Below are 25520 nucleotides of genomic sequence, written 5' to 3'. Positions count from 1 at the left end.
TGGTGAGGACCGAGGACGGCCCGGCCCCGGTCCAACGAGCCGGGGCCGGGCCGGGACACGGCCGGAGCGGAGCGGTGCTCAGAGCAGCAGCCCGGCGCCCTGGTTGTAGGCCAGTCCGCCGAGCGCGAAGTGGACGGCGATCTGGTCGAGGGTGTCCCGCAGGTAGGACTCCTGGGCGGGGTTCTGCAGCCAGGCGAGGAACAGCGGCCTCAGCTGTTCGTCCCCGAGGATCCGGCCGAGGTCGAGCGGCCGCTTGCCGGAGTCCAGCAGCCGGTCCGGCGGGCGGGCGGCGGACGGCCAGGCCTTGCCGGCCCACAGGGCCGCCGCGACCGTGCTGGTGAAGGTCCGCTTCGAGTCGATGCTGCGGCGGACCGCGTCGGAGACCAGCGCCCGGTCGACCCCGGGCTCGGGGCCGAACAGGCTCAGCGAGGTGTTGACCAGTGTCTGGCTGACCACGTTGGTGGCCAGCCGCCCGACCAGGTGGGTGCCGTCGGCCAGGCTGACCAGGGCCGCGATCACCTCGGTGACCAGCTCGGTGCCGCCCTTCACCACCAGGGTCCGGACCTTGTCGGACTCCGCCTCCTCCTGGTAGCCGGGCTTGTTGCGGGCGGCGTCCAGGGTCGCGATCACCTTGGCCGGCCCGCCCACCGCCTGCTTGATCACGGCGGTCCGGGTCTTCAGGTTGTCGCCCTTGCCGAGCAGGGTCCGGACGATGAGGCCGGTGTACACCAGCTCGCTGCGGACCAGCGCGTCGTTCTCCGCCGGGACGGCCGCCAGCGCGGTGAGCACCGACTGCAGGGCCGGGTGGTCGAAGGCCGCGTGCTCCTGCGGGGCGTCCGGGCTGGTCGGGTCGGGGGCCGGACCCCGGGTGTACGGGGTCCGCTGCGGGCTGAGGGCGAGCACGGCCGGCTCGTCCATCGCGACGGTGACGTCGTTCAGGTAGCCGCGCAGGATCCGCCCCACGGCGGGCCGCAGCGCGTCCGGGAGCTCGTCGTCGAACTCCCGGTGCAGGGCCAGCACGGTCGCGGCGGCCAGCGTGCTGCCCGCGGCGGTGTGCGGTTCGGCGTTCGGTTCGGCGGCCGCCTCCAGCAGCGCCCCGACCGCCTCCGGGGCGGGGTGCCAGCGCAGCCGGACGCCGGCCCCGCTGAGGTCCGCCGGGTGGTTGGCGCCGCCGGCCAGGGCGCGGATCCGGTCCAGGTCGGGCGTGCCGCCCGGGGCCAGGTAGGCGCGGGCCCGGACCGGGTCGGCCGCCAGCGCCCGGACGGTGGCGGTGGCGGTGTCCGCGGCGTCGGCGAGGTGGACGCAGGTGGCGATCACCACGGCCAGCGAGACGGCGACGCCGACCACCGCGCCGAAGCAGCCGGCCTCCTCGTCCTCGGCCGCCGCGATGGACAGGGCGGCCAGCACGGCGCCCAGCAGGACGGCGGTGAGCAGGAAGGTCAGCAGCAGCGCCAGCCAGTCCGGCCAGCCCCAGTCGGCCTGGATCCGGACCAGCCGGAGGAAGAAGTCCGACCAGAACCAGTTGCAGCAGACGTTGCGCCACAGGAAGCAGTAGACGAGGTCGTACCAGAGGAAGTGGTGGATCAGCCCGCCCCACACCAGGTCGAGCCAGATGTCGTGGTAGAGCCAGCGGTAGAAGAGGACCCAGAGCCAGTGTCCGATCATGTGCGCACCCCCTGGGCCGGATTGTGCCGGGGCGTCGGCGGGCCGAACCCGCAGCGCTGCGGGTTGCGCGGAACCCGGCCGTCCGCCCGTGCGTCGCCCGTGCCGCCCGTGCGCCCGCCCGCGCGCCGTCCGGTCCACGCACCGGTCACGCGGGGCGGCGGGGACGGCGGCCGCGTACGCTGCTGGGGCGGGCCCGCCCCCGGTGGCGGGCCGGAAGCCGGAGGGGCGATGACGGTGGACGAACAGCGGGCCGGGAGCCGGGTCAGCCGGCCGGAGATCAGGCTGGTGCGGCGCGGCTTCACCGACCCGGCGCGGGCCGTGCGGCTGCTCGCCGAACCGGCCCTGGAAGGCCTCGCCGACGATCCGCTGCTGCTCGACGCGTTCGGCGCCACCGCCGACCCGGACCTCGCCCTGCTCGGCCTGTCCCGGCTGCTGGAGGCCGCCGGGGAGAGCGACCGGCACACCCTGCGGGACACCCTCACCACCTCCAAGCCGCTGCGCGACCGGCTGCTCGGCGTGCTCGGCGCGTCCACCGCGCTCGCCGACCACCTGGCCCGCCACCCGCACGACTGGCACGTCCTGGTCACCTTCGAGCTGCGCGACATGCACCCCGGCCCGGCGGACTTCCGCCGCGCGCTCGCCGAGAGCCTCGCCGCCGACACCACCGGCCGCCCCGCCGACGCGCTGCGGATCGGCTACCGCCGCTGCCTGCTGGCCATCGCCGCCCGCGACCTCACCGGCACCACCGACCTCGCCCAGACCTCCGCCGAACTCGCCGACCTGGCCGGCGCCACCCTGGAGACCGCCCTCGACCTCGCCGCCGGGCAGGACCCGGAGGCCGCCGCGGCCTGCCGGCTCGCCGTCATCGGGATGGGCAAGTGCGGCGGCCGCGAGCTCAACTACGTCTCCGACGTCGACGTCATCTTCGTCGCCGAGCCGCGCGAGGGCGTCGACGAGCAGGTGGCGCTCCAGGCCGCCACCCGGCTGGCCGCCGCGCTCACCCGGCTCTGCGCCGACACCACCGGCGAGGGCACCATCTGGCCGGTGGACGCCAACCTGCGCCCCGAGGGCCGCAACGGCCCGCTGGTCCGCACCCTGGCCAGCCACCTCGCCTACTACCAGCGCTGGGCCAAGACCTGGGAGTTCCAGGCGCTGCTCAAGGCCCGCCCGGTGGCCGGCGACGCCGAGCTCGGCGAGGCCTACGTCGCCGCGCTGGCCCCGCTGGTCTGGCAGGCCGCCGCCCGGGAGAACTTCGTCACCGACGTGCAGCAGATGCGCCGCCGGGTGATCGAGTCGATCCCCGCCACCGAACTCGACCGCCAGCTCAAGCTCGGCCCCGGCGGGCTGCGCGACGTCGAGTTCTCGGTCCAGCTGCTCCAGCTGGTGCACGGCCGCACCGACCCGGCGCTGCGCAGCGGCAACACCCTGGAGGCGCTGGCCGCGCTCTCCCGCGGCGGCTACGTGGGCCGCGCCGACGCCGCCTCGCTGGACACCGCCTACCGCTTCCTGCGCTCGCTGGAGCACCGGATCCAGCTGCACCGGCTGCGCCGCACCCATCTGATGCCCACCGGCGAGGAGGACCAGCGCCGGCTGGCCCGCTCGCTCGCCCCGCTGATCAACGACGACACCCGGGCCGACCCGGTGGCCGCGCTCCGGCGGGAGTGGAAGCGGCACGCCGTGGAGGTGCGCCGGCTGCACGAGAAGCTGTTCTACCGGCCGCTGCTGGACGCCGTCGCCGAACTGCCGGCCGGCGCGGCGGGCCTGCGCCCGGACGCGGCCCGGGCCCGGCTGGAGGCGCTCGGCTACGCCGACCCGGCCGCCGCGCTGCGGCACCTGACCGCGCTCGCCGCCGGGGTCAGCCGCAAGGCCGCGATCCAGCGCACCCTGCTGCCGGTGCTGCTCGGCTGGTTCGCCGACTCCGCCGACCCGGACGCCGGGCTGCTCAACTTCCGCCAGGTCTCCGACGCGCTCGGCCGCACCCCCTGGTACCTGCGGCTGCTGCGGGACGAGAGTGCCGCCGCCGAGCAGCTGGCCCGGGTGCTGTCGGCCGGCCGGCTCGCCCCGGACCTGCTGCTGCGGGCGCCCGAGGCGGTGGCCATGCTCGGCGACCCGCAGGGCCTGGCGGCCCGCGGCCGGGCCGCGCTGGAGCAGGAGGTGCTGGCCGCCGCCGGCCGGGCCGACTCCACCGCCGCCGGCGTGGCCGCGGTCCGCTCGGTGCGCCGCCGGGAGCTGTTCCGGACCGCCGCCGCCGATGTGCTGGGCCGCTTCGGCGAGGACCCGGCCGAGGCGCTGGAGGCCGCCGGCGAGGCGCTCACCGCGCTCAACGCGGCCACCCTGCAGGGCGCGCTGCGGGCCTGCGTGGCCGGCTGGGAGGCCGAGAACGGCGGGCTGCCGACCCGGATCGCGGTGATCGCGATGGGCCGGTTCGGCGGGCACGAGCTGGGCTACGGCTCGGACGCGGACGTGCTCTTCGTCCACGAGCCGCTGCTCGGCTCGCTGGAGCAGGACGCCGCCCGGGCCGCCCAGGCGGTCTGCCACCAGCTGCGCGCGCTGCTGGCCGCGCCGTCCACCGAGCCGCCGCTGGAGGTGGACGCCGACCTGCGGCCGGAGGGGCGCAACGGCCCGCTGGTGCGCAGCCTGGCCTCGTACGCGGCGTACTACCGGCGCTGGTCGCACGCCTGGGAGAGCCAGGCGCTGCTGCGGGCCGAGCCGGTGGCCGGGGACCCGGAGCTGGGGGAGCGGTTCCGGCAGCTGATCGACCCGCTGCGCTACCCGGGGGCCGGGGTGCCGGAGCGGGACCTGCTGGAGATCCGCCGGATCAAGGCCCGGATCGAGGCCGAGCGGCTGCCGCGCGGCGCCGACCCGACCACCCACACCAAGATCGGCCGGGGCGGGCTGGCGGACGTCGAGTGGACCGTCCAGCTGCTCCAGCTGCAGCACGGGCACGCGCTGCCGGGGCTGCGGACCACCCGGACCAGGGCGGCGCTGGCGGCGGCGGTGGCGGCCGGGCTGGTCGCCGAGGAGGACGCGGCGGTGCTGGACGCGGCCTGGGTGCTGGCCTCCCGGGTGCGCTCCGCGGTGATGCTGGTCCGCGGCCGCCCGGGCGACTCCTTCCCGGCGGACGCCCGGGAGCTGGCCGGGGTGGCCCGCTACCTCGGGTACGGCGCGGGGCACAGCGGGGAACTGGTGGACGACTACCGGCGCACCACCCGGCGGGCCCGGGCGGTGGTGGAGCGGCTGTTCTACGGCTGACGGCCCGCGTCCGCGGGGGGTACGCGAAGAGGGGCCCCGGTCGGGGCCCCTCTTCGTCGGATCCTGCGGGTGCTACCTGCGGGCGGTGGTGACCTCGGGCTGGCTCCACTGCTCCGGGACGGTGATCGGCTCCTCCGCCACCTCCCGGGCGGGCACCTGCGGCAGGGTGTAGACCCAGGAGTGGTAGAGCCAGCGGGCGGCCAGGAAGCCGACCGCGAGGCAGAGCAGGCCGCCGACGGCGTCCATCCAGAAGTGGTTGGCGGTCGCGACGATCACCACCAGGGTGGCCACGGGGTAGAGCAGGCCGAGCACCCGGACCCAGGTCCGGCGGGCCAGGAAGAAGATGGTCAGCCCGCACCAGGTCGACCAGCCGATGTGCATCGAGGGCATCGCGGCGAACTGGTTGGACACGTGGGTGGCCGGGCCGGAGGCCATCGAGCCCCAGGTGCCGTGGGTCTTCACGGTGTCGATGAAGCCGCCGTCGGTCATCAGCCGGGGCGGTGCCAGCGGGAAGAAGTAGAAGCCGACCAGGGCGATCGCGGTGGTGACGAACAGCACCGTGCGCACCGCGCCGTAGCGGCCCGGGTGCCGGCGGTAGAGCCAGACCAGGACGCCGATGGTCACCACGAAGTGCAGCGTCGCGTAGTAGTAGTTCATCCCGGTGATCAGCCAGCCGACGCCGTCGACGGCGTGGTTGACCGAGCGCTCGACGGCGACGCCGAGGGACTGTTCGAGGTCCCAGATCCAGCTCGCGTGCTTCTGCGCCACCGCCTCCTGCTCGGGGACGGCGTTGCGCACCAGGGAGTAGATCCAGTAGCTGAGGCCGATCAGTGCCAGCTCGAACCAGATCCGCGGCCGGGCCGGTGAACGGCGCTGCTCGCGGACGCGGCTGCGCAGGGCAGCCGTGCGGGACTGGGCCGCGCGGGTGGCTCCGTCGGGCATGCGGCCGCCGTTCTGCTGGATCTCGGTCGGTTCCCCCATGGACGAGAAGTCTGCCAGACGTCCCGTAGCCGTCTGCTCATCCTCTGGAAGTGGATTCTTCACCGGCTGTCCCCCTTCAGAGGTAGGGGGTGGCTCCCACCGGGAGAGGGGGTGCGGAAGGGTCTGGTGCGAACCGGTGGGACGGGCATACGTCCCATTGTCACGCCGGGGGCCACGGGTGGCCCAATCGGGGGCCGGGCAGTCATGGGAGGCCTGCGTTTTCCCTGCCCGAAACGCTTTCTGCATCTTGCTGAAACATATTGCAGGCCGCTAGCGTCCTGGCAACTCGATCACCCCTTACCCCCGCAAGGGAGCCCTCCGTGGCCGAAGTCCCGCCCCGCCGACGGCGGAGCAGCACCCGCAGACCCGGCCGCACGGCCGTGCTGCTCGCCGCCTCGCTGACCGCCGCCACCCTCGGCACCGCCGGTCCCGCGGCGCTCGCCGCCGCCCCGCCCGGCCCGCCCTCGGACGCGGCGCTCGCCGCCACCGCCGGCCGGCACGACCTCACCCGCGAGCAGTTCTACTTCGTCCTGCCGGACCGCTTCGCCAACGGCGACCGGGGCAACGACACCGGTGCCAAACTCCCGGATGGCAGTACCGGCACCCGCCTGGACCACGGCCTCGATCCGGCCGACAAGGGCTTCTACCACGGCGGCGACCTGGCCGGTCTGCTCCAGCGGCTCGACTACATCCAGGACCTCGGCACCACCGCGATCTGGCTGGCGCCGCTCTTCAAGAACAAGCCGGTCCAGGGCACCGGCGACCAGGCGAGCGCCGGCTACCACGGCTACTGGATCACCGACTTCACCCAGGTCGACCCGCACTTCGGCACCAACGAGCAGCTCAAGCAGCTGATAGCCGAGGCGCACGCCCGCGGTATCAAGGTCTTCTTCGACGTCATCACCAACCACACCGCCGACGTCATCGACTACCGGCAGCAGCAGTACGGCTACCGGAGCACCGGCGCCTACCCGGTGCTGGACGCCGACGGCCGGCCGGTCGACGAGACCGCGCTCGCCGACGCCGGTGCCGCCTGGCCGAAGCTGACCAAGGACTCCTTCCCGTACAGCCCGGTCTTCCGCAAGCCGTCCGACGCCACCGCCAAGACCCCGGCCTGGCTGAACGACCCCGCGCTCTACCACAACCGGGGCGACTCCACCTTCGCCGGCGAGTCCGCCACCGAGGGCGACTTCTCCGGCCTCGACGACCTCGACACCCAGAACCCCAAGGTGGTCAAGGGCTTCGAGAAGGTCTACCAGCAGTGGGTCAAGGACGCCGGCGTGGACGGCTTCCGGATCGACACCGTCAAGCACGTCAACATGGCCTTCTGGCAGCAGTGGGCGCCCGCGCTCAAGGACTTCGCCGCCAAGCAGGGCAACAAGCGGTTCTTCATGTTCGGCGAGGTCTACTCCGGCGACCCGGCGGTCACCGCGCCGTACGTCACCAAGGGGCGGCTCCAGGCCACCCTGGACTTCCCGTTCCAGAACGCCGCCCGCGCCTACGTCTCCCAGGGCGGCTCGGCCCGCGGCCTCGCCGAGGTCTACGGCCAGGACCACCGCTACACCACCGCCGACACCGACGCCTACGAGCTGCCGACCTTCCTCGGCAACCACGACATGGGCCGGTTCGGCTCCTTCCTGCTCGCCGACAACCCGGGCGCCGACGAGGCCACCCTGCTGAAGAAGGACCGGCTCGGCAACGAGCTGATGTTCCTCACCCGCGGCCAGCCCGTCGTCTACTACGGCGACGAGCAGGGCTTCACCGGCGCCGGCGGCGACAAGGACGCCCGGCAGGACGTCTTCGCCTCGAAGACCCCCTCCTACACCACCGACCGGGTGCTCGGCGGCACCCCCGGCTCCGCCGACCGCTACGGCCAGGACGGGCCGCTCTACCGGGACATCGCCGCGCTGGCCCAGCTCCGCCGCGACCACCCGGCGCTCGCCGACGGCGCCCAGATCGAGCGGTACGCCGCCGACGGGCCGGGCGTCTACGCCTTCTCCCGGATCGACGCCGGGCAGCAGGTCGAGTACCTGGTCGCGGTCAACAACGCCGCCGAACCGAAGACCGTCACCCTGGACACCTTCTCGGCCGGCCAGGGCTTCGACCGGATCTTCCCCGCCGCCGGCGAGCGGGTCACCAGCGGCGCCGACCGCAGGGTTACCGTCACCGTGCCGGGGCTGTCCTCGGTCGTCCTCAAGGCCGCCGGGAAGCTCGCGCCGGCCGCCGCCGGGCCCGCGATCACCCTCAAGGCGCCCGCCGAGGGCTCCACCGGCACCGTCACCATCGGCGCGCAGGTGCCCGGCGGCGGCTTCGGCCGGGTCACCTTCGCCGCCCAGGTCGGCGACCGGCCCTGGCAGGTGCTCGGCACCTCCGACACGGGCCGGTACGAGGTCACCCAGGACCTCGCGGGCGTCGCCCCCGGCACGCCCGTCCGCTACAAGGCCGTCGTCCAGGACGCGGCCGGCCGGCTGGCCTCCGCCACCGGCGGCTTCACCACCGGCACCCCGGCGCCCAAGCCGGTGCCCAGCGCCGCCACCCGCCCCTACGCGGTCGTCCACTACCAGCGCAAGGACGGCGACTACGCCGGCTGGAACCTCTACGCCTGGGGCGACCTCGCCGACGGCGAGGGCACCCAGTGGCCCGCCGGGCACGGCTTCACCGGCCGGGACGCCTACGGCGCCTTCGCCTACGTGAAGCTCAAGCCGGGCGCCTCGGACGTCGGCTTCATCGTCGAGAAGGACGGCGTCAAGGACGTCGACGCCGACCGGCACATCGACGTCGGCGCCGCCGGCGAGATCTGGGTCAAGGAGGGCGACCCGGCCGTCCGCACCGTCAACCCCGGCCCCGCCGACACCCAGCCCGCCAACACCGCCGTCATCCACTACAACCGGGCCGACGGGAACTACGACGGCTGGGGCCTGCACGACTGGACCGGCGCCGCCAGCCCCACCGACTGGGGCAACCCGCTGCAGCCCGTCCGCCGCGACGCCTTCGGCGCCGTCTTCGAGGTGCCGCTCGCCCCCGGCGCGACCAGCCTCAGCTACATCCTGCACAAGGGCAACGACAAGGACCTGCCGAACGACCAGTCCCTCGACCTGGCCGCCAACGGCCGCGAGGTCTGGATCCTCGGCGGCCGCGAGGGCTACCTGCTGCCGCAGACCGCCACCGCCTCCTCCCAGCTCGACCCGGCCACCGCCAAGGCCCAGTGGATCGACGCGGCGACCGTCGTCGTCCCGCCGACCTACGGCGCCTCCGACGCCGCCCTGGCGAGCGGCACCAGCGCCCAGCTGGTCTACGACCCGGCCGGCGGCATCCGGGCCGAGAACGGCGTGCTGACCAAGCCCGGCCAGTGGATCCGGCTGGACCCGGTGCGCGGCGGACTGACCGACGCCCAGAAGGCGAAGTACCCGCACCTGGCCGGCTACCGGGCCTTCACCGTCGACCCGCGCGACACCGCCCGGGTGCCCGCCGCCCTGCGCGGCCAGCTGCTCTTCACCGAGCACCTGCCCAGCGGCGCCGCCCTGGCCGCCACCGGCGTGCAGCTCCCCGGGGTGCTCGACGACCGGTACGCCCGCCGCACCGGCCGGGTCGACTTCGGCCCGGCGTACTACGACGGCAAGGTCGCGCTCTCGCTCTGGGCGCCGACCGCCCAGGAGGTCTCCGTCCAGGTCTTCGACACCGCCACCGGCGGCACCCCGAAGACCCTGCCGCTGAAGCTCGACGACGAGACCGGCGTCTGGGAGCTCGTCCGCGACAGGGCCGAGCTCGACGGCAGGTACTACCTCTACCAGGTCAAGGTCTGGGCCCCGGCCGTGCAGCAGGTCGTGGTCAACACCGTCACCGACCCGTACTCGGTGGCGCTGTCCACCGACTCCAAGCGCAGCCTGGTCGCCGACCTCGCCGCCAAGGAGCTCAAGCCCCAGGGCTGGGAGGAGCACGCCGCCCCGCCGGCCGTCCCGCTCGGCCGGGAGCAGATCCAGGAGCTGCACGTCCGGGACTTCTCGGTGGCCGACACCACCGTCCCGGCCGCCGAGCGCGGCACCTACCTGGCCTTCACCGAGTCCGAGTCGGCCGGGATGAAGCACCTGCGCGAGCTCGCGGCCGCCGGCGTCACCACCGTCCACCTGCTGCCGACCTTCGACATCGCCACCATCCGGGAGAACCGCGCCGAGCAGAAGCTGCCCGCCTGCGACCTCGCCGCACTGGCCGCCGACAGCGAGAAGCAGCAGGAGTGCGTGGCCGCCGTCGCCGCCCAGGACGCCTACAACTGGGGCTACGACCCGCTGCACTACAACGTGCCGGAGGGCTCCTACGCCACCGACCCGGAGGGGACCGTGCGCACCGTGCAGTTCCGGCGGATGGTGCAGGCGATCCACGCGGCCGGCCTGCGGGTGGTGCTCGACGTCGTCTACAACCACACCGCCGCGAGCGGCCAGGCCGAGCACTCGGTGCTGGACAAGGTCGTCCCCGGCTACTACCAGCGGCTGGACGCCGACGGGAAGGTGACCACCGACAGCTGCTGCGCCGACACCGCGCCCGAGCACGCCATGATGAACCGCCTGGTGGTCGACTCGGTCACCACCTGGGCCCGCGAGTACAAGGTGGACGGCTTCCGCTTCGACCTGATGGGCCTGGACCCGAAGTCCACCATGCTGGACGTGCAGGCCGCACTGCGCCGGATGACCCCGGACTCGGACGGCGTGGACGGCAAGAACGTCCTGCTCTACGGCGAGGGCTGGAACTTCGGCGTGGTCGCCAACGACGCCCGGTTCGTCCAGGCCACCCAGCTGAACATGGCCGGCACCGGCATCGCCACCTTCGACGACCGGTTCCGGGACGCCGCCCGCGGCGGCAACTTCCAGCTCTCCTCGGCCCCGCAGCAGGGCTTCGCCTCGGGCCTGTTCACCGACCCCAACGGCTCGCCCGCCAACGGCACCCCGCAGGAGCAGAAGGCCCGGCTGCTGAAGCAGATGGACCAGCTCAAGGTGGGCCTGACCGGCAACCTGGCCGGCTACTCCTTCACCGACAGCTCCGGACGGACCGTCACCGGCAAGGACGTCGACTACAACGGGGCCCCGACCGGGTACGCGGCCCGCCCGGGGGAGGCCGTCGGCTACGTGGACGCGCACGACAACGCCGACCTGTTCGACGCGCTGGCGTACAAGCTGCCGGCCGGCACCGCGGCCGCCGACCGGGCCCGGATGCAGGCGCTGGCGCTCTCGCTGACCGCGCTCACCCAGGGCTCGGGCTTCGTCCAGGCCGGCAGCGACCTGCTGCGCTCCAAGTCGCTGGACGCCAACTCCTACGACTCCGGGGACTGGTTCAACGCGATCCACTGGGACGCTTCGCAGGGCAACGGCTGGGGCCGCGGCCTGCCGAAGGCGGCCGACAACAAGGAGATGTGGCCGGCCGCCAAGGCCCTGCTGGCCGATCCGCGGCTGACCGTGGGGGCGGCCGACATCCGCTCGGCGAGCGCGCAGTACCAGGAGTTCCTGCGGATCAAGCGCTCCTCGCCGCTGTTCGCGCTGCCCACCCTGGAGGCCGTCCAGCAGCGGCTCTCCTACCCGCTCTCCGGCACCGCCGGGGAGACGCCCGGGGTGCTCACCCTGCACCTGGACGGCGGCGGGCTGGCGGGCGCGGAGAAGGGCGTCACGGTGGTGTTCAACGCGACGCCCACCGAGCAGCGCCAGAGCGTGCCGGGGCTGGCCGGGACGGCCCAGGCGCTGCACCCGGTCCAGGCCGGGGGGACCGACCCGGTGGTGCAGCGGGCCGGCTTCACCGCCGCGACCGGCACCTTCACCGTGCCGGGCCGCACCGTGGCGGTGTTCGTGCAGGGCTGACGGACCGACGTCGCGACGGGCCCCGTGCCACCCTCCGGTGGTACGGGGTCCATCGTTTTCCAGCCTTCAGCGGTTCCATTCAGGGAATGGAGTTGGCCGAAAACCGACCCTGGCACGGCCGGAAAGGTGACGTGTCGCCGCCGTCCGGCGCTGCCGGCCGTCCGACGGGCCCGCTCCCGCCCCTGAGTGCTGGTCAGTGCCCGCCGGGGGTGATCAAACCAATTCGGCGGAAATGAAAACGATCTTCGGAATTTCTCATCGTCGTAACACTCCGGGCGTTCTGACGGATGTACGGGTCGGTAGCTAATCGGCCAATCCATGGCATGCATCTGTCATTAACTGCTCGTTTGCTGCCACGATTCCTCCGGCTGCAGACGAGGGGGCCCCACCCCCCGGTGCGGCTGTCCCAGGTCAGGTTCAGCGCGTCCCCCCTGCCGACCGACGCTCCACCCCTGCTCCGCAACCGCACCCGTGCGCCGTACACCGGCGTCGGGGGCCCCCACTGGTCGCAACCCCGCGGCCAGGTTCTCTCCACCGTCCGCGAACCCCGCGGCGGTCGGAAAAGGAGTCCGCATGTCCCGTTACGCCCACGCCCGGAAGGCAGCGGTTGTCATGGCCGCTTCCACCGCGCTGCTGGTGACCGGCATTCCGGTCATCGCGGCGCACGCGGCCACCCCTGACGCGCCGGCGGCCGTCGCCGCGCAGCAGGCCAACCGGGCCGAGCTGATCGCCTCCGCGAACCAGCAGACCACCGGCCTCGCCCAGACCCTGGGCCTGACCGGTGACGAGAAGCTGGTCACCAAGGACGTCGTCCAGGACGCCAACGGCGCCCGCCACCTGCGCTACGAGCGCACCTACGCCGGTCTCCCGGTGCTCGGCGGCGACCTGATCGTCCACCAGGACGCCACCGGCGCCACCACGGGCGTGACCAAGGCCAGCCAGGCCGTGCTGAGCGGCGTCAACACCACGCCGAAGCTCGCCGCGCCGAAGGCCCAGGAGGCCGCGCTGGCCGCCGAGGCCGGCTCCGCGCTCGACACCAGCACCGCCCCGCGCCTGGTCGTCTTCGCGGCCGAGGGCACCCCGCGGCTCGCCTGGGAGACCGTCGTCACCGGCAAGGAGTCGGACGGCACCCCGAGCCGCCTCAAGGTCGTCACCGACGCCGCCACCGGCGAGGTGCTGGGCAAGAACGAGACCATCAAGACCGGCAGCGGCACCGGCGTCTTCGTCGGCAACGTCCCGCTGACCACCACCCAGAGCGGGTCCACGTACCAGCTCAAGGACGCCTCGCGCGGCGGCCAGTACACCACCGACATGAACAACCAGACCGGTGGCAACGGCACGCTGTTCAGCAAGTCCAGCGACACCTGGGGCAACGGCTCGGCCAGCAACCGCGAGTCCGCCGCGGTCGACGCCCAGTTCGGCGCCGCCGCCACCTGGGACTTCTACAAGAACACCTTCGGCCGCAGCGGCATCCGCAACGACGGCGCCGGCGCGTTCAGCCGGGTCCACTACGACCGCGGCTACGTCAACGCCTTCTGGGACGACGGCTGCTTCTGCATGACCTACGGCGACGGCCAGGGCGACACCCACCCGCTGACCGAGCTCGACGTGGCCGGCCACGAGATGAGCCACGGCGTCACCTCCGCCACCGCCAACCTCAACTACTCCGGCGAGTCCGGCGGCCTCAACGAGGCCACCTCGGACATCTTCGGCAACGCGGTCGAGTTCTACGCCAACCTGCCGAAGGACAACCCGGACTACCTGGTCGGCGAGCTCATCGACATCAACGGCAACGGCACGCCGCTGCGCTACATGGACAAGCCCTCCAAGGACGGCGGCTCGGCCGACTCCTGGTACTCGGGCGTCGGCAACCTGGACGTGCACTACTCGTCCGGCGTCGGCAACCACTTCTTCTACCTGCTGGCCGAGGGCAGCGGCGCCAAGGTGATCAACGGCGTCAGCTACAACAGCCCGACCGTCAACAACATCACCGTCGCCGGCATCGGCCGGGACAAGGCGCTGCAGGTCTGGTACAAGGCGCTGACCACGTACATGACCTCCACCACCAAGTACGCCGACGCCCGCGACGCGACGCTGAAGGCCGCCAAGGACCTCTACGGCGACCAGAGCCCCGAGTGGATCCAGGTGGCCACCGCCTGGGCCGCCGTCAACGTCGGCTCCGTGCCCCCGAACCCGGGCGGCGTCACCGTCACCAGCCCGGGCAACCAGAGCACCAAGGTCGGCACCGCGGTCAACCTGGCGATCAAGGCCACCGGCGGCACCGCCCCGCTGACCTACTCGGCCACCGGCCTGCCGGCCGGCCTGTCGATCAACGCCTCCACCGGCGTGGTCACCGGCACCCCGACCACCATCGGCACCTCCAACGTCACCGTGACGGCGAAGGACTCGGCCGGCAAGACCGGCAGCGCCAGCTTCACCTGGGCGGTCACCGACACCAGCAGCACCTGCACCCCGGCGCAGCTGCTCGGCAACGCGGGCTTCGAGACGGGCACGGCCGCGCCGTGGACCGCCTCCAGCGGCGTGGTCGACAACTCCTCCTCGCAGGCCGCGCACGGCGGTTCGTGGAAGTCCTGGCTGAACGGCTACGGCTCGGCCCACACCGACACGCTGTCCCAGACGGTCACCATCCCGTCGGGCTGCAAGGCCACCCTCAGCTTCTACCTGCACATCGACACCGGTGAGTCCGGCACGACGCAGTACGACAAGCTGACGGTCCAGGTCAACGGCACCACGCTGAAGACCTACTCGAACGTCGACGCCGCCGCCGGCTACCAGCTGCGGACCTTCGACCTCTCGAACTACGCGGGCCAGACCGTGACCCTGAAGTTCACCGGCACCGAGGACTCCTCGCTGCAGACGAGCTTCGTGATCGACGACACCGCGATCGCCACGAGCTGACCCGGCGCCGGTAGCACCGGCGGAGCCAGGGAAGACAGGGCAGGGCCCGGCGGCTTTCGGCCGCCGGGCCCTGTGGCGTGCGTCCGTCCCTCCTCGGTCCCTCCGTTCCGGCGCTTTCCCGTTCCTCCGTTCCGGTGAGTTTCCGGAAACCCCGCGGTCACCCCGGGGCAACCGGCGGGCAACACGAAACACGGGCGAAACGCGGCCGTCCGCGACCGGAAATCCGGCCTCGCCACACTTCCGGCACCCGCCCCTGCCCGCAGGCCTCCCGGAGGTACCGCCGTGTTCCTGGCCCACGTCCCGGCCCTCGTCCCGCTCGCCGACGCGCCGCCGTCCGGCCCTGACACCGGCGACACCGCCTGGCTGCTCGCCAGCACCGCGCTGGTGCTGCTGATGACCCCCGGGCTGGCGCTGTTCTACGGCGGCATGGTGCGCACCAAGAGCGTGCTCAACATGATCATGATGAGCTTCGTCTCGATCGCCGTGGTCACCGTGGTCTGGCTGCTCGCCGGCTACTCGCTGGCGTTCGCCCCGGACGCCGGCGGCTGGGGCCTGATCGGCGGCCTGGACCACCTGGGGATGGCCGGGATCACCCCGTCCTCGCTCACCGGCCGGGTGCCCACCGTGCTGTTCGCGACCTTCCAGCTGACCTTCGCGATCATCACCGCCGCGCTGATCAGCGGCGCGATCGCGGACCGGGCGAAGTTCGGCGCCTGGGTGGTCTTCACCGCCGTCTGGACGCTGCTGGTCTACGTCCCGGTCGCGCACTGGGTGTTCGCGCCGGGCGGCTGGATCCTCACCGAGCTCGGCGCACTGGACTTCGCCGGCGGCACCGTGGTCGAGGTCAACTGCGGGGCGAGCGGCCTCGCCCTGGCGCTGCTGCTGGGCCCGCGGATCGGCTTCCGGACGGAGGCGATGCGCCCGCACTCGCTGCCGCTGGTGCTGCTCGGCGCGGGCCTGCTCTGGTTCGGCTGGTTCGGCTTCAACGCCGGCTCCGCGCTCGGCGCCAACGGCCTCGCCGCCTCCGCCCTGCTCAACACCCAGGCGGCCGGCTGCACCGGACTGCTCGGCTGGCTGCTGGTGGAGAAGCGCCGGGACGGCCACGCCACCACCCTGGGCGCCGCCTCCGGCGCGGTGGCCGGCCTGGTCGCGATCACGCCGTCCTGCGGCAGCGTCGACCTGCCCGGTGCCCTGCTGATCGGGCTGGCGGCCGGCGTGGTCTGCTCGTACGCGGTGAGCTGGAAGTTCCGGTTCGGTTTCGACGACTCGCTGGACGTGGTGGGCGTGCACTTCGTGGCCGGGGTGATCGGCACCGCGCTGATCGGCCTGTTCGCCACCACCGCGATGACCGGCGGCCCGGCCGGGCTGCTGCACGGCGGCGGGTTCGGGCAGCTGGGCAGGCAGCTGGTGGCGATCCTGGCGGTGGCCGGCTACTCCTTCGCGGTCACCTACGGCATCGGGTGGGCGATCGAGCGGGTGACGGGCTTCCGGGCCAGCGAGGAGCACGAACTCACCGGTCTGGACCTCGCCGTGCACGCCGAGACCGCGTACGATCACGGCGTCCTCGGCCACGGTGTGCTGGGGCAAGCGGTCGTCACCACCTCCACCGCCAGCGTGCTCGCGCACCCGTCCGACAAGGCGTCCTCCGCATGAAGCTGATCACCGCCATCGTCAAGCCGTTCAAACTGGACGACGTCAAGCGCGCGCTGCAATCGGTCGGCGTGGCCGGACTGACCGTCAGCGAGGCCAGTGGGTACGGGCGGCAGCACGGGCACACCGAGGTGTACCGGGGCGCCGAGTACCGGATCGACCTGGTGCCGAAGGTGCGGATCGAGGTCGTCGTCGAGGACGAGGACGCCGACCTGGTGATCGAGACGCTGGTCCGGGCCGCCCGCACCGGCAAGATCGGTGACGGCAAGGTCTGGGCGGTCCCGGTGGAGACCATCGTCCGGGTCCGCACCGGCGAGCGCGGGCCGGACGCCGTCTGACGGGCTGACATGCGGGCGGCGGGTCCGGGGGAGGACCCGTTCGCCCTTGGGGTTCGTATACGACCGTCCTGGCCTGCGGAAACGTTCCTCCGAGGCTCTTGACGGCCCTTGGTGGCGCGCCTAGGTTCAGCGCTGCAAGTTTCCGGAAAGTTTCAGCAAGCTTTCATGAGCGGTACCCCAGGCTGCCCCCACCTCAGCCACCCCAGGAGACAACGTGGTCACCACAGCCCCCGCGCGGACGGCCGGCGCGCTCGCCGCCTCGGCGGCCCTCGCGCTCTCGCTCACCGCCGCCCTCGGCGCCGCCGCCCCCACCGCGCAGGCCGCCCCGCCCGGCAACGGCAAGGACGTCACGGCGACGCTCTTCGAGTGGCGCTTCGACTCGGTCGCCAAGGCCTGCACCGACACCCTCGGCCCGAAGGGCTACGGCTTCGTCGAGGTCTCGCCGCCCCAGGAGCACATCCAGGGCGCCCAGTGGTGGACCTCCTACCAGCCGGTCAGCTACAAGATAGCCGGGCGCCTCGGCGACCGGACGGCCTTCAAGAACATGATCGACACCTGCCACGCGGCCGGCGTCAAGGTGATCGCGGACTCGGTGATCAACCACATGTCGGCGGGCTCCGGCACCGGCACCGGCGGCACCGCGTACAGCAAGTACACCTACCCCGGCTTCTACCAGGACTGGGACTTCCACTCCTGCCGGACCGCGATCGGCAACTACGCCGACCGCGCCAACGTGCAGAACTGCGAGCTGGTCAACCTCTCCGACCTGGACACCGGCAGCGCCTACGTCCGGCAGACCATCGCCCGCTACCTCGACGACCTGGCCTCGCTCGGCGTCGACGGCTACCGGATCGACGCCGCCAAGCACATCGCCGCCGCCGACCTCGCCGCGATCAAGGCCAAGACGGCCAACCCGCAGGCCTACTGGGTGCAGGAGGTCATCTACGGCGCGGGCGAGCCGATCCTGCCGTCCGAGTACACCGGCACCGGCGACGTCGACGAGTTCCGCTCCGGCACCTGGCTGAAGAGCGCCTTCCAGGGCGGCCGGCTCGCCGACCTGTCCGGCTGGGGCTCCGGCCTGCTGCCCACCGACAAGGCCCGCACCTTCGTCGACAACTGGGACACCGAGCGCAACGGCTCGACCCTCACCTACCAGGACGGCTCCGCCTACACCCTGGCCAACGTCTTCATGCTGGCCCACCCGTACGGCGCGCCCAACGTGTACTCCGGCTACGCCTTCACCGGCCACGACGACGGCCCGCCGAACGGCGGCACCGTCAACGCCTGCTACCAGGACGGCTGGAACTGCACGCACGCCTGGCGGCAGGTGGCCAACATGGTCGGCTTCCGCAACGCGGTGGCCGGCACCGGGCTCACCGACTGGTGGTCCAACGGCAGCAACGCGATCGCCTTCGGGCGCGGCAACAAGGGCTTCGTGGCGGTCAACCGGGAGAGCGGCCCGGTCAGCCGGACCTTCCAGACCTCGCTGCCGGCCGGCTCCTACTGCGACGTCCAGCACGGCGACCCGGCGGCCGGCGGCTGCACCGGCCCGTCCTACCAGGTCGGCACGGACGGGCGGTTCACCGCGACGGTCGGCGCGGGCGACGCGGTCGCGCTGTACGTCGGCGCGCCCGGCGGCGGCACCGCGGTGACCGGCGGCGCCTCCTTCGCGGTCGACGCGACCACCGCGTGGGGGCAGAACCTCTACGTGGCCGGCGACGCCGCCGCGCTGGGCGGCTGGGACCCGGCGAAGGCGGTGCCGCTCTCCTCGGCCGCCTACCCGGTCTGGAAGGCGGACGTCACGCTGGCGCCCGGCACCGCCTTCGCCTACAAGTACCTGCGCAAGGACGCCTCCGGCGCGGTGACCTGGGAGTCTGGGGCCAACCGGACGGCGACGGTGCCCGCCTCGGGGCGGGTGGGCCTGAACGACACCTGGCGGCCGTAGGCCGGGGTTGCTCTGTGGTGGGACCTTCGTCAGCCTGGTGCGACGAGGGTCCCACCTACGAGTGGTGCTGCGAGTTCAAACCCGTTTCGGCGGGTGAACCCTGCCAGCATCACGGCATGAGCACCACCCCCGTCGTCCTCGACCTCGAACTCTGCGGCGGCCGCTGGGACGGCCACCGCAAACGCGTCAACGCCGCCGCCCCGCCGCCCTCGCTCCGGATGGTCCTGCGCGCCGAACTCCCGGCCGCCGAGGCCGGCGAGTACTGGCCCACCACCAGCGTCTACCTGCTGGTCGAGGAGAACGGCACCCGCCGCTACCGGCACTCGCACGACGATTGACCAGGCCCGGACGCGGTCACCCGCGGCCGATGTACGGCATCGCGGTCGCCATGACCGTCGCGAACTGCACATTGGCCTCCGGCGGCAGCTCCGCCATGTGCCGCACCGTGCGGGCCACGTCGGCGACGTCCATGGTCGGTTCCACCGCGATCCGCCCGTCCGCCTGCCGCACGCCCGAGCCCATCGCGGCGGTCAGCTCGGTGGCGGCGTTGCCGACGTCGATCTGGCCGCAGGCGATCCGGTACGGGCGGCCGTCCAGCGACAGCGACTTGGTCAGCCCGGTCACGGCGTGCTTGGTCGCGGTGTAGGCGATCGAGTGCGGGCGCGGCACGTGCGCGGAGATCGAGCCGTTGTTGATGATCCGGCCGCCCTGCGGGTGCTGCGCCCGCATCTGCCGGAACGCGGCGCGGGCGCACAGGAAGGCGCCGGTCAGGTTGAGGTCGACCACGGCCCGCCACTCGGCGACGTCCAGTTCGTCCACCGTGGCGGCGGTGCCGAAGGTGCCGGCGTTGTTGAATAGCAGGTCGACCCGGCCGAAGCGGTCGACGGCGGCCGCGAAGAGCGCGTCCACGGCGGCCGGGTCGGTGACGTCGGTCGGCACCACGGCGGGGGCGTCCGGTGCGTCGTCCGTCGTGCGGCCCGCTGCTTCGCCGGCCAGCCTCGCGGTCTCGTGCAGCGGGGCCTCCCGGCGCCCGGCGAGCACCAGCCGCCAGCCGCCGGCGGCCAGTTCCACCGCGACGGCCCGGCCGATGCCGCTGCCGGCCCCGGTGACGACGGCGACCCGGTCGGTGGGCGGTACGGGCATGGTGGGCTCCTCGGGGTCGGGCGGTACGGGCGGTCGCGTGACGCGGGCGGATCGGGTCCGATCGTTCCCGATCCCGGGCCCGGCGTCACCGGTGCGAGCGGTTCGGGGCTCGGCCCGCGCGCCCCCCGGCTTGCGCGGTGCGCTCGGCCGTCCGGACGGTCCCGGGGCCGCCCCGGAGCGCCCTCCCCGTCGACCGGCGGGGGGTCGCACCCCGCCGGTCGGCAGGGGAGCCCGGGGCCTTTACCCGATCGGGAACAAACATTGGATCGGTGCTGGCCGACGCGCAACCGGCCCGTGCGGGTCCACGTCATAAGATCGCAGGACGACACGCCGCCGGGCCCGGCGGCGCGCCGCCTTCCCGGGGGTTGCAGGTGGTCGCGCCCCGGGCCTGTCCGGCCCCATCCGGGGCCCCCGCCCGGCTCCCCACGGAGCGGGCGCGACACCGGTCGGAGAGTCCTCACCGTGCAGCCGCAGTCCTCCCGTTTCCGCGCCGTGCTGACCGGCGCCACCGTCTTCACCCTGGCCGCCGCGCTGGCGGCCTGCGGCAGCTCGGACGGCGGGAACAAGGGGGATTCGGCGAAGGCCGGCGGCGCCACCACGTCGAGCACCGGCGGCGCCACCGGCACCGCGTCCTCCTCCGCCCCCGGCAGCCCGGCGGCCGGCACCAGCTCCTCCTCGGCACCCGCCGCCCCGGCCACGCCCGCCCAGCCCCCGGCCGCCCCGGGCAAGGTGCTGATGCCCACCGGCCCGGCCGCCACCCTCACCAAGGCCCGCGACACCGCCGCCGGCCCGATCCTGATGACCACCGTGACCGGCCCCAAGTCCGGTGTCTCCGGCAAGGTCTGGGTCTGGCTGCCGCCGGAGTACAACGACCCGAAGTACGCCAAGACCGGCTTCCCGGTGCTCACCCTCTTCGCGGGCGGCCAGAGCAACGGCTACAACACCTGGACCGACAACCAGCTGCCGATCCAGGAGAACGACGCCGACCTGGTCAAGCAGGGCAAGGCGCACCCGTTCATCATGATCATGCCGGTGCAGAACTTCAACGCCGACGAGAAGAACGCCCTGGACTGCTCCGACATCCCCGGCCAGCCCAAGATGGGCACCTGGATGGCCGAGGACGTCCCGGACTTCGTCCGCGCCAACTTCCGCACGATCAACAGCCGCGACGGCTGGGGCCTGATGGGCGCCTCCACCGGCGCGTTCTGCAGCGCCAAGCTCGCCCTCCAGCACCCGGACAAGTTCCGGGCCGCCGTCCCGATCGACGGCTACTTCAACCCGGACTCGCTGCTCTGGAAGGGCCACGAGGCCGAGCGCCAGGCCAACAGCCCGGACGTGATGGTCGCCCAGGGCAAGGCCGACGTGAAGATGCTCGCCACCGCCGGCGGCGCCAACGCGTACGAGAAGAAGCTGGTGCAGAACTGGATCGCCAAGGTGGTGGCGCCGCTCACGGTCGAGTACTACGAGCAGCCCGGCGGCGACCACCTCACCAAGGACTTCAAGAAGATGATCCCCGACACCCTGCAGTGGCTCAGCAAGAACCTGTCGGCGCCGCAGAGCGACTGACCGGCCCGGGGAGCCGGGGCCCGGGGGCCGCCGGGACTCAGCGGATCGCCGAGTCCCGCCAGCCCTCGTCGACGGCCCGGACGAACCCGGGCGTGGCCACCAGGTCCCGCACCGCCTCCAACGGCACCACGTCGTACCGGCCGTCGACCGGGCCGGAGTCGACGCCCAGGGTGAAGAGCCGGCCCTGCGCGGTGACCAGCCAGACCAGGACCGACTGCGGTTGGCCGCGGGTGAGCGGGTTGAGCACCCAGGCGAGGGCGCCGTCCGGGAGCGGCACGGGGAGGCAACCGGTGCCGATCGGGTCGGCCGCCACGTCGCCGTTCGGCAGCTTCCGCTGCTCGCAGGGCGACTCCCGCAGGGAGGAGTCGCGGACGGGGCCCTCGAAGAACCGGGCGAACCGGACCGGGCCGCCGCTGGTCCGCCGCAGGGTGAACTCGGTCGCCCTGTCGCGTTCGTCGACCGCCGTGACGCCGGGCAGTGGGTGCTCGCGCAGGAAGCGCAGCAGGGCGGCGTGGCCGGCGGCGTCCTGTTGCCAGTCGGTGGCCGGCCGGTCCGGGGTTGCCGTCGCTGCCGCTGGGGTCGGGGCGCTCGGCGCCGGGGCGGCCGGGACGGTGGCGTCCAGGTTGTCGACCTCCAGGGGCCGGCCGCTCACCGCGACCCCCGCCGTGGCGATGACCGCCACCGCGGCCGCCACGGCCGTCGCCGTCAGCAGCCGCCGCCTCCGCCGCAGCCGGCCGCCGGCCCGCTTCACCTGCGGCCCCACCGGCGGCACGGTCGGCTCCGGCTGGTCCAGCACCGCGCGGAACAGCGCGCCCAACTCCTCGGCGCCCGGCTCCCGGTCCTCCTGGCTCATGACTCTCCTTCGTTCCCGTCGGCACTCGGGCCGGCCGGTCGCTGGTCGCTGCTCGTGCTGGTCGCTGCTCGTGCTGCTCGCTGGTCGCGCTGCTCGCTGCTCGGGGCCGTCAGCCGGCGGCGATCTCGTGCAGCGAGTCGCCGAGGATCGCGCGCAGTTGGGCCAGGCCCCGGTTGGTCGCGGACTTCACCGCGCCGGTGCTCTGCCGCAGCGCGGCCGCCGTCGACTCGATCGACTGGTCCTCCCAGAACCGCAGCACCAGCACCGCCCGGTACGCCGGGCTGACCTGCGCGAGCGCCGCCAGCAGGGCCAGCCGCCGGGCCGGCTCGGCCTGCTCCCCGGGGCGCCGGCCGTCGGCGGTCCGGCCGTCCTCCAGCAGGGGGCCGAGGTCCGGGGCGGCCAGCTCGTGCGAGCCGCGCCGCCGCCGGGTGTCCACGTAGGCGCGGACCAGCGTCGTCCGGGCGTAGCCGTAGGCGGCGGCCGGCTCGCGCAGCCGCGGCCAGCGGGCGTACAGCTTCACCAGGGTGGTCTGGACGAGGTCCTCGGCCAGGTGCCAGTCGCCGCACAGCAGGTAGCCGGTGCGGCGCAGCGCGGCGTACCGGCCCGCGACGAACTCGTCGAACGCCCGTTCCTGTTCCGGTGACATCCGGCCTCGCTGTTCCTCGTCGGTTCCCCGGCGCACGGTGCGCACCCTCGTCCGTTAACACGGGGTGGGCGCGGCGGAATGTTGCGTCGGGCTCCTCCGCCCCTCGTCCGAAGGGTCGGCGGGACCGGCGGCCCCGGGTGGCCGAACGGCCGCTGAGCTGCACGTCAATCGGACATTGATTCACCTCTGATGTCCTCTGACCACTGTGGTGGGAGCGCCAGCCCGCCAGTTGTGCCAGGTCGTTCCCCGCCCTGCCAAGCCGTGAAGAGAGTGCCATGCCCAGCCACCTGCTGCCCGTAGCGTCCCCGCCCGTGCCCGCCCAGGGTGGCCGCTCGCACGAGCGCGCCGCCGCCGACGAGGATCCGCAGGACTTCCGTTTCGCCGGACTGCGGCTGGTGCACGCCGCGCTCCGCCGGGACCTCGCCCGGCTGCCCACCGCCCTCCGGCTGATCCAGCCGGGCGAGGACGAGAAGGGCGCCGCCCTGCTGCGGCACTGGAACTTCGTCACCGCCATGCTCACCTGCCACCACGAGCAGCAGGACACCCGGATCTGGCCGATCGTCCGCCGCTTCGCGCCCGAGCTGCGGCTGCTGCTGAACTGGCTGGAGGCGGACCACCACAACCTGGACCACTCCTTCACCCGGGTCACCACCCTGGTCCGGATCGCCAGCCGGGACGCCGGTTCGGTCTGGCCGGTGGCCTACGCGATCGAGGACCTGGCGGCCCGGTTGGAGACCCACCTGCGGATCGAGGAGCGCCAGCTGCTGCCGAGGATGGAGCGGGTCCTCGCCGGGACCTCGCGGGTCGGCAGCCTGCCCGAGCTGCTGGACGTGCTGCACTCCGCCGAGGGCCCGGGCAGCCCGGACGCGCTCGCCTGGCTGATGGACGGCGTCGAGCCGGTGGTGGTCGACCGGCTGCTCGCCGACTGCGACGACGTGGTGGCCCGGCACTGGCCGCACTGGCAGGCCACCTACCAGCGCTGCACGGCGCCGCTCTGGGGTGCGCCCGAGGCCTGGGACGTGGCCGGCGACTGAGCGCCGGGCCTTTTCGCGGGCCGTTGATCTACGCGCGTGGCACATGCCGGCGGCATGGGTCGGGTCCGCGATGGGGCGCTCCGGTCGCGGTCAGCGCAGGCCGAACCGGGCAAGGTAGGTCGGCAGGTCGGCCGGGTCGTGGGTGGCCAGGCCCAGGTAGCCGTCCGGCCGGACCGCGAACAGGCCCCGCCCGTACACCCGTTCCGTCAGGCCGCCGTCGACCCGGTGGCCGGGCACGCGGGCGGGGAGCGCGGGCAGGGCGCAACCGATGGCGAGCACGGTGAACCGCGGGCCGTGGAACAGTTCGAAGAGCCGCCGGGGGCCGCCGTCCACGGCCGACCCCTCCACCCCGTCGAGCAGCGAGCCGGTCAGCGGCGCGTCCGGTGCCCGTTCGCCCGCCTGCAGCGCGTCCTCGGGCAGCCCCGGGCGCGCCTCCACGGTCAGCGGGCCGTCCTCGTAGCCGAGCCCGAGCTGCTCGGTGCGCGGCCCGCGCCGCAGCCCGCCGTCCCGGACCCCGCCCGCGCGGTGCAGCCGGGTGGAGAGCTCCAGCACGTCGGCGGCGATCGGCAGCCGCTCCTGCTCGTAACTGTCCAGCAGTGCCTCGTCGGCGCCGTGCCGCAGCACCTGGCCGAGCTTCCAGCCCAGGTTGTACGCGTCCTGGACGCTGGTGTTCAGGCCCTGCCCGCCGGCCGGGGAGTGGATGTGCGCGGCGTCGCCGGCCAGGAAGACCCGGCCGTCCCGGAACCGCTCGGCGAGCGCCGCGCGCGGCCGGAAGTCGGACGCCCAGTGCACCCGGCCGACCGCCGCCGCGGGCAGGTGGGTGCGGGCCGCGACGGTCCGGCGCACGCCCTCCGCCGAGGTGTCCGGCTGCTCCGGGCCGCTGCCGTCGTCCGCCCCGAACCGGGCGAACAGCTGGAAGGCGGTGGTGCCGGGCAGCGGGCAGAGCAGCAGCGCGCCGCCGGGCGCCTTCGGCCAGATGTGCCAGTTGTCGCGGTCGAGGCCGTCGATCTCGACGTCGGCGACCAGCGAGGGGCGCGGGTCGACCTGCTCGCCCGCCATCGGGACGCCGATCGCCCGGCGGACGGTGGAGCGGCCGCCGTCGGCGGCGACCAGGTAGCGGGCCGAGACGGTGCGCTCGACGCCGTCGGGGCCGGTCAGCCGGGCCTCGACCCGGTCGGGGTACCGGTCCAGGCCGGTCAGCGCGATGCCGAGGCCGACCCGGCCGCCGAGCTCGCGCAGCCGCTCGTGCAGCAGCTCCTGGGTGCGCCACTGCGGGATCATCCAGACTGCCGGGAACGGCACGGTCGGGTCGGGCTCGGCGTTCTCGACGAGGTCCCACTCGCCCTTCCGCTCGCCGTCCTCCCAGGTCAGCATGCGCGGGTAGCGGCGGCCGGCGGCGTGGACGGCGGCGAGCAGGCCGAGGTCCTCGAAGACCTCCTGGGTGCGGGGCTGGAGCCCCTTGCCGCGCGAGCCGGGGAACAGCGCGCCGGCCCGTTCGACCAGCAGCGCGTCCACCCCGCGCCGGGCCAGGTCGCAGGCGAGCGTGAGGCCGGTCGGCCCGGCGCCGACGATCAGGACCTCGGTCCGTTCGGGAGCCGTTCCGGGGGCATGGGCGTGCGACATGAGAGCCCTCCTTAACGTCGTTAAGTTGCTGACGTCCGGAAGCATGGGCTTAACGGTGTTAAATT

The 25520-nt window shown here is 73.6% G+C and carries 15 protein-coding genes; 9 read left to right on the top strand and 6 right to left on the bottom strand.

Features of this window, described 5'->3' with window-relative positions; translation table 11 throughout:
* Nucleotides 1-78: 78 nt before the first annotated feature.
* The gene (locus AB0N76_RS07540; RefSeq protein ID WP_363554182.1) at nucleotides 79-1665 is read right to left on the bottom strand and encodes a hypothetical protein; all 1587 of its coding nucleotides are present in this window, start codon (nucleotides 1663-1665) and stop codon (nucleotides 79-81) included.
* A gap of 228 nt (nucleotides 1666-1893) precedes the next feature.
* On the opposite strand from AB0N76_RS07540, the gene AB0N76_RS07535 reads away from it, so the two are divergent.
* The gene (locus tag AB0N76_RS07535) at nucleotides 1894-4917 is read left to right on the top strand and encodes a bifunctional [glutamine synthetase] adenylyltransferase/[glutamine synthetase]-adenylyl-L-tyrosine phosphorylase (RefSeq protein WP_363554180.1); all 3024 of its coding nucleotides are present in this window, start codon (nucleotides 1894-1896) and stop codon (nucleotides 4915-4917) included.
* Between the two features lie 72 nt (nucleotides 4918-4989).
* On the opposite strand, the gene AB0N76_RS07530 is transcribed toward AB0N76_RS07535, so the two are convergent.
* Nucleotides 4990-5898, bottom strand: a complete 909-nt coding sequence (locus tag AB0N76_RS07530; protein WP_363554178.1) for a phosphatase PAP2 family protein — start codon at nucleotides 5896-5898, stop codon at nucleotides 4990-4992.
* 380 nt (nucleotides 5899-6278) lie between these two features.
* On the opposite strand from AB0N76_RS07530, the gene pulA reads away from it, so the two are divergent.
* The 6 genes from pulA (at nucleotide 6279) to AB0N76_RS07500 (ending at nucleotide 18928) form a co-directional block, all read left to right on the top strand.
* Nucleotides 6279-11738 carry a pullulanase-type alpha-1,6-glucosidase gene (gene pulA, locus AB0N76_RS07525; protein ID WP_363554305.1) on the top strand — a complete coding sequence of 1820 codons (5460 nt, stop codon included), beginning with the start codon at nucleotides 6279-6281 and terminating at the stop codon, nucleotides 11736-11738.
* A 573-nt stretch (nucleotides 11739-12311) separates the two neighbouring features.
* Entirely contained in the window at nucleotides 12312-14657 is a 2346-nt protein-coding gene (locus AB0N76_RS07520) for a M4 family metallopeptidase (RefSeq protein WP_363554177.1), read from the top strand.
* 288 nt (nucleotides 14658-14945) lie between these two features.
* Nucleotides 14946-16310, top strand: a complete 1365-nt coding sequence (locus tag AB0N76_RS07515; RefSeq protein WP_363554303.1) for an ammonium transporter — start codon at nucleotides 14946-14948, stop codon at nucleotides 16308-16310.
* Nucleotides 16307-16645, top strand: coding sequence for a P-II family nitrogen regulator (locus AB0N76_RS07510; protein ID WP_363554175.1), 339 nt, complete (start codon nucleotides 16307-16309; stop codon nucleotides 16643-16645). The genes AB0N76_RS07515 and AB0N76_RS07510 overlap by 4 nt, the downstream gene beginning before the upstream one ends.
* A 214-nt stretch (nucleotides 16646-16859) precedes the next feature.
* Nucleotides 16860-18590 (top strand): carbohydrate-binding module family 20 domain-containing protein, encoded by a 1731-nt coding sequence (locus AB0N76_RS07505; protein WP_363554173.1) that lies wholly within the window; start codon nucleotides 16860-16862, stop codon nucleotides 18588-18590.
* A 116-nt stretch (nucleotides 18591-18706) separates the two neighbouring features.
* Nucleotides 18707-18928, top strand: a complete 222-nt coding sequence (locus AB0N76_RS07500; protein ID WP_363554171.1) for a hypothetical protein — start codon at nucleotides 18707-18709, stop codon at nucleotides 18926-18928.
* Between the two features lie 16 nt (nucleotides 18929-18944).
* Here AB0N76_RS07500 and AB0N76_RS07495 read toward each other — a convergent pair whose 3' ends face one another.
* Nucleotides 18945-19733, bottom strand: a complete 789-nt coding sequence (locus AB0N76_RS07495) for an SDR family oxidoreductase (protein WP_363554169.1) — start codon at nucleotides 19731-19733, stop codon at nucleotides 18945-18947.
* Between the two features lie 462 nt (nucleotides 19734-20195).
* On the opposite strand from AB0N76_RS07495, the gene AB0N76_RS07490 reads away from it, so the two are divergent.
* Nucleotides 20196-21299: an alpha/beta hydrolase-fold protein gene (locus tag AB0N76_RS07490; RefSeq protein ID WP_363554167.1), complete on the top strand. Its 1104-nt coding sequence runs from the start codon at nucleotides 20196-20198 to the stop codon at nucleotides 21297-21299.
* 37 nt (nucleotides 21300-21336) lie between these two features.
* On the opposite strand, the gene AB0N76_RS07485 is transcribed toward AB0N76_RS07490, so the two are convergent.
* On the bottom strand, nucleotides 21337-22152 hold the full coding sequence (locus AB0N76_RS07485; protein ID WP_363554165.1) for a hypothetical protein: 816 nt from the start codon (nucleotides 22150-22152) through the stop codon (nucleotides 21337-21339).
* 109 nt (nucleotides 22153-22261) lie between these two features.
* Nucleotides 22262-22798 carry a sigma-70 family RNA polymerase sigma factor gene (locus AB0N76_RS07480; RefSeq protein WP_363554163.1) on the bottom strand — a complete coding sequence of 179 codons (537 nt, stop codon included), beginning with the start codon at nucleotides 22796-22798 and terminating at the stop codon, nucleotides 22262-22264.
* A gap of 275 nt (nucleotides 22799-23073) precedes the next feature.
* On the opposite strand from AB0N76_RS07480, the gene AB0N76_RS07475 reads away from it, so the two are divergent.
* Nucleotides 23074-23832 carry a hemerythrin domain-containing protein gene (locus AB0N76_RS07475; protein WP_363554161.1) on the top strand — a complete coding sequence of 253 codons (759 nt, stop codon included), beginning with the start codon at nucleotides 23074-23076 and terminating at the stop codon, nucleotides 23830-23832.
* A gap of 90 nt (nucleotides 23833-23922) precedes the next feature.
* Here AB0N76_RS07475 and AB0N76_RS07470 read toward each other — a convergent pair whose 3' ends face one another.
* Nucleotides 23923-25455 carry an FAD-dependent monooxygenase gene (locus AB0N76_RS07470; RefSeq protein WP_363554159.1) on the bottom strand — a complete coding sequence of 511 codons (1533 nt, stop codon included), beginning with the start codon at nucleotides 25453-25455 and terminating at the stop codon, nucleotides 23923-23925.
* Nucleotides 25456-25520: the final 65 nt, after the last annotated feature.

The sequence above is a fragment of the Kitasatospora sp. NPDC093806 genome, assembly GCF_040683335.1.
Taxonomy (GTDB): Bacteria; Actinomycetota; Actinomycetes; order Streptomycetales; family Streptomycetaceae; genus Kitasatospora.
This window is presented reverse-complemented; position numbering and strand designations above follow the sequence as displayed.

Excerpts from the sequence above, each read along its gene's own strand:
- AB0N76_RS07485 (WP_363554165.1), bottom strand. The coding sequence starts at position 22,152 with ATGAGCCAGGAGGACCGGGAGCCGGGCGCCGAGGAGTTGGGCGCGCTG.
- AB0N76_RS07510 (WP_363554175.1), top strand. The coding sequence starts at position 16,307 with ATGAAGCTGATCACCGCCATCGTCAAGCCGTTCAAACTGGACGACGTC.
- AB0N76_RS07500 (WP_363554171.1), top strand. The coding sequence starts at position 18,707 with ATGAGCACCACCCCCGTCGTCCTCGACCTCGAACTCTGCGGCGGCCGC.
- AB0N76_RS07530 (WP_363554178.1), bottom strand. The coding sequence starts at position 5,898 with ATGGGGGAACCGACCGAGATCCAGCAGAACGGCGGCCGCATGCCCGAC.
- AB0N76_RS07475 (WP_363554161.1), top strand. The coding sequence starts at position 23,074 with ATGCCCAGCCACCTGCTGCCCGTAGCGTCCCCGCCCGTGCCCGCCCAG.
- AB0N76_RS07495 (WP_363554169.1), bottom strand. The coding sequence starts at position 19,733 with ATGCCCGTACCGCCCACCGACCGGGTCGCCGTCGTCACCGGGGCCGGC.
- AB0N76_RS07520 (WP_363554177.1), top strand. The coding sequence starts at position 12,312 with ATGTCCCGTTACGCCCACGCCCGGAAGGCAGCGGTTGTCATGGCCGCT.
- AB0N76_RS07480 (WP_363554163.1), bottom strand. The coding sequence starts at position 22,798 with ATGTCACCGGAACAGGAACGGGCGTTCGACGAGTTCGTCGCGGGCCGG.
- AB0N76_RS07540 (WP_363554182.1), bottom strand. The coding sequence starts at position 1,665 with ATGATCGGACACTGGCTCTGGGTCCTCTTCTACCGCTGGCTCTACCAC.
- AB0N76_RS07535 (WP_363554180.1), top strand. The coding sequence starts at position 1,894 with ATGACGGTGGACGAACAGCGGGCCGGGAGCCGGGTCAGCCGGCCGGAG.
- AB0N76_RS07470 (WP_363554159.1), bottom strand. The coding sequence starts at position 25,455 with ATGTCGCACGCCCATGCCCCCGGAACGGCTCCCGAACGGACCGAGGTC.